The organism is Pseudomonas sp. USHLN015, assembly GCF_037153275.1.
Lineage (GTDB): Bacteria > Pseudomonadota > Gammaproteobacteria > Pseudomonadales > Pseudomonadaceae > Metapseudomonas > Metapseudomonas tohonis.
Genome location: NZ_JBBCKP010000011.1, coordinates 140,677 through 154,209, shown reverse-complemented (window position 1 = coordinate 154,209; position 13,533 = coordinate 140,677). Strand labels below are relative to the sequence as shown.

Genomic DNA, 13,533 nt, shown 5'->3' with positions numbered 1-13,533 from the left:
CAAGCTGAAAGAAGAAGGAGCCGGCGCACCGGCCGGTGCGCCGGCGATCCGATCAGTCGGTGCCGTACTTCGGCGAACGAGGACCGTAGAGCAGGCCACCGTTGCGGCCGGTCGAGAGCAGGCGCGCACTGGTCATCCCGGCGATGGGATAGGACGCGTCCTCCATGGAGCTGTTGATGATCTGCTTCACCGCAGCGGTCACCAGCATGCCGACCAGGCCACCGCTGTTGCCGTTGTTGCCCTCCTCGCTGGAGGCGGTCGCCGAGCCGGTCCACAGGGTGGTGCCGCTCTTCAGGTCGACCAGGCGGGCGCTGGCGGTGACGATCGAGGCACTGCTGATCAGCATGTACTGGGTGCCGTACTCGCTCACGGTGACGTAGAGCGCGGCGTCGGCACCGAACACCTCGCGCAGCCTGGCCGGCGGCAGCTGGTGGATGTCACCGGCGGCGGTCAGGCCGTTCTGGCGGAAGGTCTCGTCCACCAGGGCCACCGGCAGCACGTAGTAGCCGGCCTCGGCCAGGGGATAGGTGACCTGGGACAGCATGCTGTAGGTCGCCTTCACGTCGGGCGACTCGTTGAGCGGCGGCAGCACCAGGATCGAACGCGGGCGCGCCTCCTTGAAGGCCGAGTAATCCACGCTCTTGGTCGGCGCGCAGCCGCTGATCAGCGCGCCGAGCACGGCGCAGGCCAGCATGCGGGAAAACAGGCGGGTCATTGTGCGCCTCCCTTGGCGTTCTTCATCAGGAAGTCCATGTACGAGGCGGACTCGGGGAACAGCGCCTTCTCGGTCTGGAACGCCTGGATCATCCGGTCATCCTTGCCGAGGGTCGAGTACAGCAGGCCGAGCTGGGCGTGGTAGCCCGGCGGCACCGCGCCATTCTTCGCCTTGATCTTCTGCAGGTCGGCTTCCAGCGCCTCGACCTGCGCCTCCCGGGCCTCGCCCTTGAAGTACTGGTTGACCTGGGTCTGGTAGCCCTCCCACTGGTACAGCGTCTTCGGCCCGCTGCAGCCGGCCAGCATCAGGCTGCCCAGCAATGCCGCCGAGCAGGCGATGGTCTTGCGCATTTCCATTGTCATTCCCTAGAGCATCCGTGATTTCAGTTCTGCGGCTTCCAGGCACCGCTGTCGACCGCATTGACCAGCTTGTTCACCGCCTCGCGCATGGCCAGGTCCAGCACCTTGCCGTTGAGGGTGGAGTCGTAGCTGGCGGTGCCGCCGAAGCCGATCACTTCGCGGTTGGACAGCGCGTACTCGCCCGCGCCCTGGGTCGAATAGACAACCTCGGAGGTGGAGATGTTGACGATGTTCAGCGCTACCTTGGCGTAGGCGATCTGGGTCTTGCCGCGACCGAGGATGCCGAACAGCTGGTGGTCGCCCACTTCCTTGCGACCGAACTCGGTGACGTCGCCGGTGACCACGAAATCGGCCCCCTTGAGGCGCTGGGCCTGGCCCTTGATCGCCGCCTCCTGCTGGATCTCGCTCATGTTGTCGCGGTCCAGCACGCTGAAGCGGTTGGTCTGCTGCAGGTGGGTGATGAGGATGGTCTTGGCCTGGCCGCCGAGGCGGTCGACGCCGTCGGAGAAGATGCCGCGCATGTAGCTGGAGCGGTTGTCGAACTTGCCGACGGCAATGGGCGAGCGCGGGCCGCTATACGGGCGGTTGACGCTTTCGACCTGCTGCACCGCGACGGCGGTGGAGGTTTCGGTGGCGCAGCCCGACAGGCCGGCCAGTGCCACGGCTGCCAGTAGCGGCAGCAGAGCGGTTCTCGAGACGATGCTCATGGGGTTCTCCTTGAACGAACGGAAGGTGCCGGCGACGTCAGCCCGGCGGGCAGCGGCGCGTTGGCGGATTGGATCGACAGGGCGATGAGACTGAAGACGGACAGCAGGGCGAAATCCCCACAGGCACGCCCAGGGAAATCTGCCGAACGTGACTGTGTCGACGAAATGCCGGACGGCATCGGGCGACGGGCCCCAGGTGCAACGCGAGATCGGTACGGGGCGCAGCGAATGGGCCGGAAAAAAACCGGCCATGCGAGGGGTGAAGACGACATCCAATGTCCTGCAACTACGGCTCCATGGATCTTGCTCCCGGATGGCGCGCCGACGCCGCATGCGGACAGGCGTCCCGCCAGGGAACAGACAGGCGCGCGAGAGTACTGGCCTTTCGCCGCGAAGCCGATGCCGGCCCGACCAGCGGGCGTATCGGCAGGACCTGCTGACAATGCCGTCGCACGCCGCGCAATGAGGCCGTCGTCACCCTTTCAATCTGCGAGGGGCCTGGAGCCGTGACGAACCCTGAGGCAATTTGCCGCGAGGCTGGTAGAGCCGCGCCTGCATAGATTTAATCCAGACGATTCGTTCTGGAGCCCTGCATATGGATAGCGACGGCGACACCCTCACCCGAGACCACCAGCGGATTCACCAGGAGGCGACGCTCCTGGCCGGCGCCATCACCGACCTGGGGCAGCGCGCCTCGGTCTATCACCATCTCTATGAATGCTCCGGCGGACGCAACGTCTTCCCGCTGATCGCCGCGCACGGCGCATTGTGGGGTGCCGGCTACTTCGCCCTCGGCATGCGGGTCGGCGCCCTGCTCTCCGCCCAGTTCCTCTTCTCCCCCGCCCTGAGCCAGGACAAGCTGCGCCAGCTGCACGCCTTCGCCGACGCCTTCCGCGAGATCAACCGGCAGGTCTGTGTCGAGGCCTACACGGCCTACCACTTCAGCCGTTTGCATGGCCAGGCGCCGGGGGCCACACGCTTCCTGCAGCCCCGCCTGCTGGCCGCCCTGGACGCCTGCCACCACGCCCAGGCACTGGGCGAGCCCTTGTCGCAACCGGAGCGGCGCGAACTGTTCGAGGCGTTCTTCCTGTGGGAGCAGGCCGCCATCGTCGGGCCGGCCGTGGAACGGGCCCTGGCGGCATTGGACTGGCCGCTGATCCGCCGGGTGGCGCTACGCCCGCGCATCGAATTCGCCTACTTCCCCAGCAGCCGCGACATGAAGTTCGCCGACTTCGCCAGCACCACCGAGCGCATCGAAAAGGGCATGCGCGCCTATGAGCTGGCCGAGCGGGCCGGGCTGGACCGGGTGGAGCATGCGCTGCGGCACTACGGGGTGCTGCCGGCAGCCTTCTTCCGCGATTCGCTCGCCCATTTCCGCGACCTGCGCCAGCGCCTCGACCTGCCCGCACAATTCACGGCCACCGGTTGAGCCTGGCGGCGGCACCACCGGGACAGCGGCATCGCGGAACCCGATCCGCCAGCGATGCCGCGCCGGGCCGGGAGGTTCAGGCGGGGTAGAGATGGACGATGCGCTTGCCGTTATGCAGGTCGTGGACCTTGTAGCCCTGCAGCACGGCCTCCCAGAACGCTGCTGCGGCCTCGCTCTCGACCTCCAGCACCAGCTCATCCTTGCCCCGCTTCTTGAGCAACTCGATGAGCTGGGCGACCGCGCGCCTGCCCACGCCCTTGCCGCGCGCGGGTACGGCAACGAACAGCCGGAAGATCTCGAAGAAGCCCGAGTTGCCGGCGGAAGCGCCTCGGATCACGGCGAAGCCGACGTAGTCGCCCTCGAGGGCCAGCAGGTAGCACTCCTCGTCCAGCGCCGCGGACATCTCCCCGCTCATGACCTGCCTGAAACTGCCGTAACCATCCAGCTCGAGCAGCTTCTCCGCAGCCTGGATACCCGGAGCGCCCGCCAGGTGAATGGAAACCCGATCTGACATGAAGAACTCCTTTTCGTGGTTGGATTCGGGCGCATCCTAGCGACTCGAAACCCGCCGCCATTGATCCGGCGCATGGATCGCCGCACTCTCCGGGGCGCACGTGCTCGGGTTCGTGACGCTGTTGGCAAGACGGCGAAACCGGGCCAGGGTCCGCTGCGAGGCGATGGCCGCAGGCAGGAAGTCCGGCACGGGCAGGGATGATCCATGGCCAGGCTCCCGGGCGTGGTTCCACGGGGCCGACGAGGAGTGATGGGGAGGACGGGTGGGCCGTAGCGCCGGAGCTCAATCCTCCCCGTCCAGCACGATGCGGCCCTGTTCATCTCGCTGCACTTCGTACAGCTCACCGTGGCGGGTCTTGAGCACCTTGATCTGCATGCGCTCGGCTTCGCCGCGGTGCTTGTGGATCTGCAGGAGGTCGAGTTCCCTGCGGTCATGCTCGCGCGTCCGGTACAGGGTCAACGCCCCCCGCACGGTGGCGAGCAGCTCTTCGTTTTCCCAGGGCTTGGGGATGAACCGATAGATTTCAGCCTGGTTGATCGCCTGCATCAGCGCCTGGTGATCGGCCATGCCGCTCAGGAGGATACGGATGCTGGCGGGCTGGCATTGCTTGGCGAACTGCAGGTAGGTGACGCCATCGATGTCGGGCATATGGTGGTCGCAGACGATCACCTCATAGGGTTTTTCCGCCAGGGCGTGCAACGCCAGGACCGGATCGTCGAAGGGTTCCAGCTCCCAGCCGGCATCGCGCATCGCTCGCTGGAGCGTGCGGAGGATCAACGGGTCATCGTCGACCAACTGGATACGTGCCATGGGTACCTCCAGTGAAATCAGGCAGTTTCTGCAACGCGTACGAATACGGTGTAGCGCGCGCCTTCCATCGCCTCGAAGGCGATCAGTTTCTCCACCAGCGCCGGGGTCAGCACCTTGCCCGCGTTGAGCAGCAACATCCCGTTGTCCGCGTTGAGGTTGCGCGCCAGCACCATGCCGCCTTCGAGGTCGCGCGTACCCAGCCCGCGCACGCGGGGATCGGCGAGCGTGATGTCCGTCAGGTATGAGGCGCAGACCTGGACGAAGGGCTCGATCATGTCGGGGTCGTACAGACGTCCCGCGTACTTGCGAATGAACATCAGGGCCTCGTCCCGGTTCATGTTGCGCTCCAGCACCAGGCCTCGTTGCAACTCCACGAAGTCCACAGCGAGCTTGAGCAATCTCGAACCCTGGGGGATGGCGCTGCCTTTGAGGTGGTCCGGAAAGCCGCTGCCATCCCAGCGCTCTTGATGGTGGCGGATCAGCCGTGCCGCATCCTGCATCGGCTCGAGCGACATCAGCAGCGATTCGCTGGTTTCCGGGTAGGCCCTGAACGTGTCGCGCTCATGGTGGTGCATCAGGTCCGACGGCCTCGCCAGCATGCTGTCGCTCCAGCCGAGCTTGCCCACGTTATAGAGGGCGGCGGCCATGATCAGGTCGTGCTCCAGCGAGGGCTCCACGAGGCCCGCATTGCAGCAGGCACGGACCAGTTCGTTGAGCGCCTGGTTGGTTTGCTTGCCCTGGGGAAGCCTTTGGTTGACCAGAAGGGAGAAGACCTCGGTGCTGACCACGTAGCTGCGCTTGAGCTCCGCGTAGGCCAGGTCGAGCATGTCGGCCGTCTGCTGGAGCTCTGCGGTACGCGACTCGACGCGTTTCTCCAGCGTCGCGTTGAGCTGTTCGAGGGCGGCCTTCTGCTGCAGGGTCACCTTCTCGAGCCGCTGGCGCTCACGCTCGGAGTGCAGGTGGGCCAGCGACTGTTCGAGGGTGGACAGGAGCTCCGCGTCATCCCAGGGCTTGCTCAGGTAGCGATGGATGCGCCCTTCGTTTATCGCCTTGATCAGGGTCGGCATGTCCGTGTAGCCCGTGAGCAGGATGCGGATGGTCTGCGGATGACGTCGATAGATTTCCGCCAGCAGCGTCGCACCGTCCATCGATGGCATGCGGGCATCGGACACGACCAGATCGACGGGGTGGCTGGCGAGCAGTTCGAGAGCCTGCTCGCCACTCTCCGCCAGGAGGAGATCGTAAGGCTGGCTGCGCAGAAGCCTTTTCAGGCTGTTGAGGATGAAGACCTCATCGTCAACCAGAAGCACAGTGAAACGGGTCGCATCCGTGGGTGTGTTGTCTTCCATGCCATCCGCTCTTGCCATGGCTCGCATCGGAGCCGGGTCGAAGATGTTTTTCAGCGTAGTCGCTTTCACTGCCCGTAAAGCGGCGAGCCATGGGCAATTGCAGGATGGAGATCGACAGGAACGGAACACTTGGACATGACTTGTACGCACCCGTGAGCGTGTAGCGGAACCATCCAGGTTTTCCCGCCATCGACCCTGGCGCTTGCGAACTGCACCGTGCCACCGCCCGGCGAGTGAACTTGAACAATGGCCAAGCCCGTACTTTAAGAAGTAAGGGACGGGCCAATTGCAGGGATGTGGCAACCGATGCGCGTATTGTTTCCAGCCAGTGGGGCGGCGCGGCGACATCGACCGCGTGCGCTGCCATGAGCCACTACATTCCTGCGGGAAATCGGCGCGTCCTGATCATCGACGACACCCCTTCGATGCACGAGGACTACCGCAAGATCCTCAGCCCCGAGGCGACACAGGGCCTCTCCTCGATGGAGTCCCTGCTCTTCGGAGTAGCGGAACCCAGGCCCTCCATCCGCTACGAACTGGATCATGCCTACCAGGGCCTGGACGGCCACGCCCTGGCGGAACAGGCGCTGGCCGAATACCGCCCCTACGCGATGGCCTTCGTCGACATGCGCATGCCCCCGGGCTGGAACGGCCTGGAAACCATCGAAAGGCTCTGGCGGCTCGATCCTGATCTGCAGATCGCGTTGTGCACGGCGTTCTCCGACCTGGTCTGGGACGAACTGAGCGAACGCCTGAACCTCAATGACCGGCTGCTGGTGCTGAAGAAGCCGTTCGATGCCATCGAAATCCGCCAGATTGCAAACACCCTGACGGCCAAGTGGCAGGCCATGCAAGAGAACAAGATCAGGGTCAAGGCCATGGAGATCACGATCGAACACCGTGCATCGGAGTTGCTGAGACTCGCGCACCATCTGCAATACGACGCACTGACCGGGCTACCCAACCTGAACCTTCTGCGGGACCGGCTGGTGCGGTGCATCCGCACATCGCCGACGTCCGGATTCTCTCTCCTGTACATCGGCCTCGACCGTCTCAAACATATAAACAACGCCTGGGGTTATCCATTCGGGGATGCCGTGCTGCAGGCGAGCGGCACCGCCATCCAGCGCGCCCTGAAGGACGAGGACGTGCTCTACAGGCCAGGCTCGGACCAATTCGTGGTGGTGGGCGACTTCGCCGACAGAGGGGGCGACACCGCATTTTCCGCCCAGCTCCTGGCCGCCATCGCCACACCGCGCCTCATTGAAGGTGAAGTGCTGGCCGTGACGGCGAGCGTCGGGGTGAGCCGCTACCCCGGCCACGGCGACGACCCGCGCATGTTGATCAAGCGGGCCGAGACCGCCATGCACGAGGCCAAGGGCCAGGGGCGCAACACGGCACGGCTCTACGATCCGATGCTCAAGCAGCGCGCCCGGGACCAACAGTCGCTGGAAGTGGCGATCCGACGCGCATTGGAAAACGAAGAGTTCGTGCTCCATTACCAGCCCAAGATCGACCTGCGCACCGACCGCGTCATCGGCTGCGAAGCCCTGATACGGTGGTTCCAGCCCAACGGCGAGGCCATTCCGCCAACCTGCTTCATCCCGATAGCGGAAGAGTCCGGCCTCATCGTGCCCTTGAGCCGATGGGTGCTGAAGGAGGCGAGCCGGCAGACGCACCTGTGGAACCTTCATGGGCTCGGCCCGCTCTGTACCGCGATCAATCTTTCCCCCGTGGACTTCCGCCAGGACGACTTCCTCTCGGCACTGAAGCAAGCGCTGGAGAGTTCGGGCGTCGATCCCGGCTGCATTGAGCTGGAGATAACCGAGCGCCTGCTGGTGCAGGATCATGAAGACAGCGCCCTCGTGCTGCAGGGCGCCAAGTCGCTCGGGGTACGGCTGGCGATCGACGATTTCGGCACCGGCTATTCCAATCTCGGCTACCTGAAGCTGTTCCCGGTCGATACCTTGAAGATCGACCAGTCGTTCATCCGCGACATAGGCGTGCATGAGAAGGACGCGGCCCTCGTCGCCGCGATCATCGCCATGTCCGACAGCCTCGGGCTCACCGTCACGGCCGAGGGGGTCGAGACCGCCGAGCAGTTGGAGTTTCTGACGAGCCGGCATTGCGATGAAGCCCAGGGCTTCTACTTTTCACGGGCCTTGCCGGCCGCCGAATTCGCCGAGTTCGCCAGACGTCGCAACGGCCACGCCGGAGTGGAACGATGAACGCCGACATCAAGCGGCGCATCCTGCACCTTGCACTGGCGGTGTTGCCGCTGGCCTCCCCTTGCGTCGCCGCACCGCTCAATGAACCGATCAAGCCCTTGCCGCGCTGGCATACCGAAGACGCGGGCCGAGCCGAGCTGGGCCGCCGGCTGTTCAACGACACGCGCCTCTCCGCCAACGGTGCCGTGGCCTGCTCCAGCTGCCACCAGCTGGACCGGGGCGGGGCCGATGGCAAGAGCCTGTCCGTCGGCCTCATCGGTGACCTGACGCTGGTGAACACACCCACCGTGTTCAATGCCAGCCTCAACTTCCGCCAATTCTGGAATGGCCGCGCCGCGAGCCTGGAGGCGCAGATCGACGATGTCATCCGCAACCCCAGGGAAATGGGGGCCGAATGGCCTGCATTGCTCGCGCGCCTGGCGGCGGACGAGACCTACAGGGATGCCTTCGAGTCTAGCTACGCGGATGGGGTGACCCAGGCGAACGTCCAGAACGCCATCGCGACCTACGAGCGGACGCTGCTCACACCGAAGGCTCGATTCGACCTGTTCCTGGAGGGCGACTCCACGGCCATCAGCGATGAGGAGAAGGCGGGGTATGCGCGCTTCAAGCAGAGCGGATGCATCTCCTGCCACCAGGGCATGAACGTGGGCGGCAACATGTTCCAGAAATTCGGGGTCATGGGGGACTATTTCAAGGACAAGGGGAGCAGCTCTGAAGCCGACCTCGGGCGCTTTTTGGTCACCGGCCGGGACGAGGACCGTCATGTGTTCAAGGTGCCGGGCCTGCGCAACGTCGAGCTCACTGCGCCCTACTTCCACGACGCCTCGGCGCAGACCCTGGAGGACGCCGTGGACGTGATGTTCAAATACCAGCTGGGCCGCAAGGCGGACCCGGAGGACAGGCGGCTGATCATCCTCTTCCTGAAAACACTGACGGGCGAAATGCAAGGTGCGCAGTGAGCGATATCCGCAGGGGTAACCTCTGGATCGTGCTGGTGGGCGCCGCTCTCGCGCTCGCCGGCACGCTCCTGTTCCTGTTCCTCCGGGCGGATGCCTACGAGCCAGCCCGCTACTTCGGGTCGCTGGCGATACTCCGCCAGATCAAGCAGAGCGACGCCCAATGGGAAGTCCAGGTGCTGCGCTCGCGTATCGGCATCAACCTCGACTACGACCTGCTGGTCGACCCGCTCAGCGAAATGGAGAGCAACTGGCAGCGCCTCGAACAACGCCTCGCGGAGGCGCCCCTGCACAACCCGGAGCGCTGGGAACGGAACACGGAACTGTACAGGACGGCGCTGGAGGAGAAGTCCGGCCTGATCGAGGCGTTCAAGTCGCATAACGCCATCCTGCGCAATTCACTGAATTTTCTACCCACCGCCGAAGATGACGTGCAGAACCTGATCAGTGACCAGCGCAGCAGCATGGTGCTCGACACGACGTCCGGCTACGTGTTCGACGCACTCCTGAGCACGATGGAGTATTCGCAGGTCACCACGGACGACAAGGCCGAGGAGATACAGCTCGGACTGCAGAAGATCGAGGAACAGAAGGCCGGGCTGAGCCCTGACATCGGCAGCGCCATCGACCTGTTCTCGGCTCATGTCCGGACCGTTCTCAGCGAGCAGAAGCACGTCAACGCCCTGCTCAACCAGATCGCCGCCGTGCCGGTGGCCACGCGTCTGGACGCGCTGATCGAAGTATTGAGCGGGGAGCAGTTGGCGGCCGCCGCCCAGGACCAGGTCTCCCACCGGTACCTGCTGGTGTTCGCGGCCATCCTGGCGGCGCTGCTGCTATTCCTGGGCTACTGGCTCCTGCGCAGCTATGCGGAGATCAACCGCATGAACAAGGCGTTGCAAGCCGCCAATGACGAGCTCGAACGGCGAGTACAGGTACGGACCCACGAACTGCAACGGGCCCAGAGCGAGCTGGTTGCCGCTGCCCGGCATGCGGGCATGGCCGAGATCGCGACCAACGTGCTGCACAACGTCGGCAATGTGCTGAACAGCGTGAATATCTCCGCCGACCTGGTGGCCCGCCGGGTGCGCAATTCCAAAGCGCTCGGCCTGGCCAGGGCGGTGGAGATGATGACGGCGCACCAGGACGACCTCGGCGTCTTCATCAGTCACGACGAGAAGGGAAAGCTGCTGCCCGGCTACATCGCCCAGGTATCGGAGGCGCTCTCGTCGGAGCGGGAGAGCATTGTCAATGAGCTCGAGCAGATGACACGGAGCGTCAATCACATCAAGGAAATCGTCTCGACGCAGCAGTCCTACGCAGGCCCCTCCAGCATCGTCGAACCCATCAGCATCAATGAGCTGATGGAAGATGCGCTGCGCATGCAATCCGACGCGCTGGTTCGACACCACGTCGAGATCGTGAAGGAATATGACGACCTGCCGGAGGTCGTCCTGGACAAGCACCGCACCCTGCTCATCCTGGTGAACCTGATCAGTAACGCCAAGCAGGCCATGAGTACGCAGGAGGATCGGCCGCGACGCCTGACCCTGTCCGTGCAACTGGGAGCCTCCAGCCTGACCATCCGCGTCAGGGACAACGGCGAGGGGATCGAGCAGGCCAACCTGACGCGCATCTTCGCCCATGGCTTCACCACCCGGAAAGACGGCCACGGTTTCGGGCTTCACAGTTGCGCGCTCGCCGCCATCGAGATGGACGGCTCGTTGCGGGTCGAGAGCGACGGCCCGGGGGCGGGGGCCTGCTTCACCCTGGAAATCCCTATGAAGAAGAGAGGGCTGGCGCATGGACAACCCGGGTAACCGCCGCATTCTGCTGATCGACGACACGCCGTCCATCCACGACGACTTTCGCAAGATCCTCGCGCCGGAGCCCAGCGATACCCAGGCGCTGGATGCATTCGAAGCGCAGCTGTTCGGCACGGGCCCGACCACGGAGGCGAGAGAATTCGAGATCGATTCGGCCTATCGCGGCCAGGATGGCCTGAAGCTGCTGGAGAAGGCACTGGCCGAGGGCAGGCCTTATGCGATGGCCTTTGTCGACATGCGCATGCCGCAGGGGTGGGATGGGGTGGAAACCATCGAACACCTCTGGCAGGCGGACCCGCGACTGCAAGTCGTCGTCTGCACCGCATATGCCGATTATTCCTGGGAAGAGCTGCTCGCCAGGCTCCGGGTGGCCGACAGGCTGCTGATCCTGAAGAAGCCCTTCGACAATATCGAAGTCAGCCAGCTCGCCTGTTCGCTCACCGCCAAGTGGGACATGACCCAGCGCCTGCAGCAGCAGATGGAAAGCCTCGAACACCAGGTGCGGGTCCGGACCGAGGACCTGACACGTACCAACAGCGTCCTGCAGCAGGAGATAGCCGAGCGCAAACAGTTGGAAAGCCAGTTGATACAGAACGAGAAACTGGCATCGATCGGGCAGCTCGCCGCTGGCGTGGCGCATGAGATCAACAATCCGATCGGATTCATCTCATCCAATCACAGCACGCTGGAAACCTACTTCCGCGAACTGCTTGAAGTCCTGCAGGCCTATGAATCGGCGGAGCCATCCATCGCAGACGAGGACTTGAAGGCGCGGGTGAGCGCCCTTCGCAAGCGCGTCGACCTGGACTACCTCAAGGACGACATCCCCTCGCTGCTGAATGAAACGAGGGAAGGCATCGGCCGGGTCCGCAAGATAATCCAGGACCTGAAGGACTTCTCCCGCGTCGATACCGACACGGAGTGGCAATGGGCCGATATCCATCAGGGCATAGAGTCGACGCTGAATATCGTGGCGAGCGAGGTGAAGTACCGCGCCGATATAGTGCGGAACTTCGGCGACCTGCCGGAGGTGAAATGCCTGCCCTCGCAGATCAACCAGGTCGTCATGAATCTCGTGGTCAACGCAGCGCAAGCCATGGGGGAGGCACGAGGAAGAATCGTGATCACCACCTGGGCGGGCGACGGGCGGGTGGGGATCGAGATAGCGGATGACGGCAGTGGCATTCCCAATGATGTGCTGCCCCACATCTTCGATCCATTCTTTACCACCAAGCCGGTCGGCAAGGGCACGGGCCTGGGGCTTTCGCTCTCCTATGGGATCGTGCAGAAGCATGGCGGCACCCTGTCGGTGCAAAGCCATGAAGGCGAAGGAACCCGTTTCAAGATCGAGCTACCGATCGATGCGTCACATCGCCAGGCCTGAGCGCTGCCCCTCCTCCGGATCGCTGGCGGCATACCGCTCCGGCTACTAGATTGATTCAGCGCACTGGCGGGGCAGCACCCGGCGCGCGCATACAGGGAACAGTGGCGAGAATGGAGGCAGGTCATGCCATACGAGAAGAGTGGCTGGACAATCTCGGCAGGTTACAGAGGAGGAGTCATCCAAGGCCCGGGAGGGGAAACCATCTACTTCGGAACACATCACGACCTTTCGAAGACCGCGAACAGAGTGGATCTGCGCCATATGAGCCATGGCATGGATGACACCGCAGATAAATGCATCCCCTGTTTCATAGCGGCTGCGGACATCATCCATTCGGAACTGCAAACCAGGGGCTCCGCGACGGTACATTGCGCTAACGGTAACAGCAGGACCTCCTTCGCCCTCATCGCATACCTTTGCCGTTACGCCGGGTTCACGATCGAAGATGCCGGCACCTTCCTGACAAAGGGCCAGGCAGAACGTACCGACATCACCTTTTCTCTTACGAAACAGGTCAATAACAACAGCTATTGGGGTTGGCTAAACGAAGCGAAGTGGTCCGAGATTGTTACTGATGCCTCCAGGGGGACTGACTACAGGGCGATGTACAGCGTCTCGGGCCCATCAAAAAGCGGAAACAAGGTACACCACGCCGTTCAAACGAATATCTCCCGCGAGATACCCAGCGCGCACGCGGTGGAGGATGACGAAAGCTCCAGCAGTTCTGACTCGGTGCATTACTCATATGGAATGCGCATTCGAGAGTCCGAAGTCCGCGAACTCAATAAGAATGCGGCGGTTTACATGGGATACAAGTACTAGGCCAGCCCGACTTCCGTCTGCCGCTGTGTACTTTCAGTTGCCCGACACCTGGAACCACCAATGGCAACAGGATGATCACAGCGGGCAGAAAGCGTTGCCTGGTGCAAACACCACCTAGGCGCCCGGGCGCTGGCTCTGTGCAGCCAGCGAAAGACCAGGCTTCCTGATAGACTTGCACCCCTTTTCGCATGATCCGGACCTGGGCCAAATAGGCCGCTGCTCCGTCCTTGCGCTTTCGTTTCCTGAGCGTCGCCATGCCCCCGGAAACGGCCCCAAACCGCCCTTTATCAGCTGTACGAAAATGCTTAAAGAAATAGCCTCAAGCCCAGCAACCACGCGCCCTGCGCTGTCCCGCCGCTTCTCCGTTGCGCCGATGATGGATTGGACGGATTGCCGATGAAAGCCCAATAGACTCGAGCGCTCTAGCTCCAACA

General features: G+C 63.5%; 12 protein-coding genes. 6 read left to right on the top strand and 6 right to left on the bottom strand.

Going from position 1 to position 13,533, the window contains the following annotated elements; translation table 11 throughout:
• Positions 1-52: 52 nt before the first annotated feature.
• From WFQ67_RS22860 to WFQ67_RS22850, 3 genes are read right to left on the bottom strand one after another with little or no spacing between them, the layout of a single operon-like run.
• Positions 53-715: a DUF799 domain-containing protein gene (locus WFQ67_RS22860; RefSeq protein WP_442969620.1), complete on the bottom strand. Its 663-nt coding sequence runs from the start codon at positions 713-715 to the stop codon at positions 53-55.
• Complete coding sequence (locus WFQ67_RS22855; protein ID WP_213630537.1) at positions 712-1,065, bottom strand: DUF4810 domain-containing protein; 354 nt, start codon at positions 1,063-1,065, stop codon at positions 712-714. Before WFQ67_RS22855 ends, WFQ67_RS22860 begins: the two co-directional genes overlap by 4 nt.
• Before the next feature lie 32 nt (positions 1,066-1,097).
• A complete protein-coding gene (locus WFQ67_RS22850; protein WP_213629718.1) occupies positions 1,098-1,781 on the bottom strand; it encodes a CsgG/HfaB family protein in 684 nt (227 codons plus the stop codon).
• Positions 1,782-2,376: 595 nt separating this feature from the next.
• Here WFQ67_RS22850 and WFQ67_RS22845 point away from each other — a divergent pair.
• A complete protein-coding gene (locus tag WFQ67_RS22845) occupies positions 2,377-3,210 on the top strand; it encodes a hypothetical protein (RefSeq protein WP_337058301.1) in 834 nt (277 codons plus the stop codon).
• Positions 3,211-3,286: 76 nt separating this feature from the next.
• Here the strand turns inward: WFQ67_RS22845 and WFQ67_RS22840 are convergent, their stop codons facing one another.
• From WFQ67_RS22840 to WFQ67_RS22830, 3 genes are all read right to left on the bottom strand, one after another.
• Positions 3,287-3,724, bottom strand: coding sequence for a GNAT family N-acetyltransferase (locus tag WFQ67_RS22840; protein WP_213629714.1), 438 nt, complete (start codon positions 3,722-3,724; stop codon positions 3,287-3,289).
• A gap of 282 nt (positions 3,725-4,006) precedes the next feature.
• Entirely contained in the window at positions 4,007-4,534 is a 528-nt protein-coding gene (locus WFQ67_RS22835) for a response regulator (protein ID WP_337058300.1), read from the bottom strand.
• A 17-nt stretch (positions 4,535-4,551) separates the two neighbouring features.
• Positions 4,552-5,883 carry an HD domain-containing phosphohydrolase gene (locus WFQ67_RS22830; protein WP_213629710.1) on the bottom strand — a complete coding sequence of 444 codons (1,332 nt, stop codon included), beginning with the start codon at positions 5,881-5,883 and terminating at the stop codon, positions 4,552-4,554.
• A 365-nt stretch (positions 5,884-6,248) separates the two neighbouring features.
• Between WFQ67_RS22830 and WFQ67_RS22825 the strand changes: the two genes are divergently transcribed.
• The 5 genes from WFQ67_RS22825 (at position 6,249) to WFQ67_RS22805 (ending at position 13,099) form a co-directional block, all read left to right on the top strand.
• A complete protein-coding gene (locus WFQ67_RS22825; RefSeq protein WP_337058299.1) occupies positions 6,249-8,111 on the top strand; it encodes a putative bifunctional diguanylate cyclase/phosphodiesterase in 1,863 nt (620 codons plus the stop codon).
• Entirely contained in the window at positions 8,108-9,073 is a 966-nt protein-coding gene (locus WFQ67_RS22820; protein WP_213629706.1) for a cytochrome-c peroxidase, read from the top strand. Before WFQ67_RS22825 ends, WFQ67_RS22820 begins: the two co-directional genes overlap by 4 nt.
• The gene (locus WFQ67_RS22815) at positions 9,070-10,887 is read left to right on the top strand and encodes a DAHL domain-containing protein (protein ID WP_337058298.1); all 1,818 of its coding nucleotides are present in this window, start codon (positions 9,070-9,072) and stop codon (positions 10,885-10,887) included. Before WFQ67_RS22820 ends, WFQ67_RS22815 begins: the two co-directional genes overlap by 4 nt.
• Positions 10,871-12,277, top strand: a complete 1,407-nt coding sequence (locus tag WFQ67_RS22810) for an ATP-binding protein (RefSeq protein ID WP_213629702.1) — start codon at positions 10,871-10,873, stop codon at positions 12,275-12,277. Before WFQ67_RS22815 ends, WFQ67_RS22810 begins: the two co-directional genes overlap by 17 nt.
• A gap of 123 nt (positions 12,278-12,400) precedes the next feature.
• Positions 12,401-13,099 (top strand): dual specificity protein phosphatase family protein, encoded by a 699-nt coding sequence (locus tag WFQ67_RS22805; RefSeq protein ID WP_213629700.1) that lies wholly within the window; start codon positions 12,401-12,403, stop codon positions 13,097-13,099.
• Positions 13,100-13,533: the final 434 nt, after the last annotated feature.

Coding starts and splice junctions, on each gene's coding strand:
- WFQ67_RS22860 (WP_442969620.1), bottom strand. CDS start 715: ATGACCCGCCTGTTTTCCCGCATGCTGGCCTGCGCCGTGCTCGGCGCG.
- WFQ67_RS22855 (WP_213630537.1), bottom strand. CDS start 1,065: ATGCGCAAGACCATCGCCTGCTCGGCGGCATTGCTGGGCAGCCTGATG.
- WFQ67_RS22850 (WP_213629718.1), bottom strand. CDS start 1,781: ATGAGCATCGTCTCGAGAACCGCTCTGCTGCCGCTACTGGCAGCCGTG.
- WFQ67_RS22845 (WP_337058301.1), top strand. CDS start 2,377: ATGGATAGCGACGGCGACACCCTCACCCGAGACCACCAGCGGATTCAC.
- WFQ67_RS22840 (WP_213629714.1), bottom strand. CDS start 3,724: ATGTCAGATCGGGTTTCCATTCACCTGGCGGGCGCTCCGGGTATCCAG.
- WFQ67_RS22835 (WP_337058300.1), bottom strand. CDS start 4,534: ATGGCACGTATCCAGTTGGTCGACGATGACCCGTTGATCCTCCGCACG.
- WFQ67_RS22830 (WP_213629710.1), bottom strand. CDS start 5,883: ATGGAAGACAACACACCCACGGATGCGACCCGTTTCACTGTGCTTCTG.
- WFQ67_RS22825 (WP_337058299.1), top strand. CDS start 6,249: ATGAGCCACTACATTCCTGCGGGAAATCGGCGCGTCCTGATCATCGAC.
- WFQ67_RS22820 (WP_213629706.1), top strand. CDS start 8,108: ATGAACGCCGACATCAAGCGGCGCATCCTGCACCTTGCACTGGCGGTG.
- WFQ67_RS22810 (WP_213629702.1), top strand. CDS start 10,871: ATGGACAACCCGGGTAACCGCCGCATTCTGCTGATCGACGACACGCCG.
- WFQ67_RS22805 (WP_213629700.1), top strand. CDS start 12,401: ATGCCATACGAGAAGAGTGGCTGGACAATCTCGGCAGGTTACAGAGGA.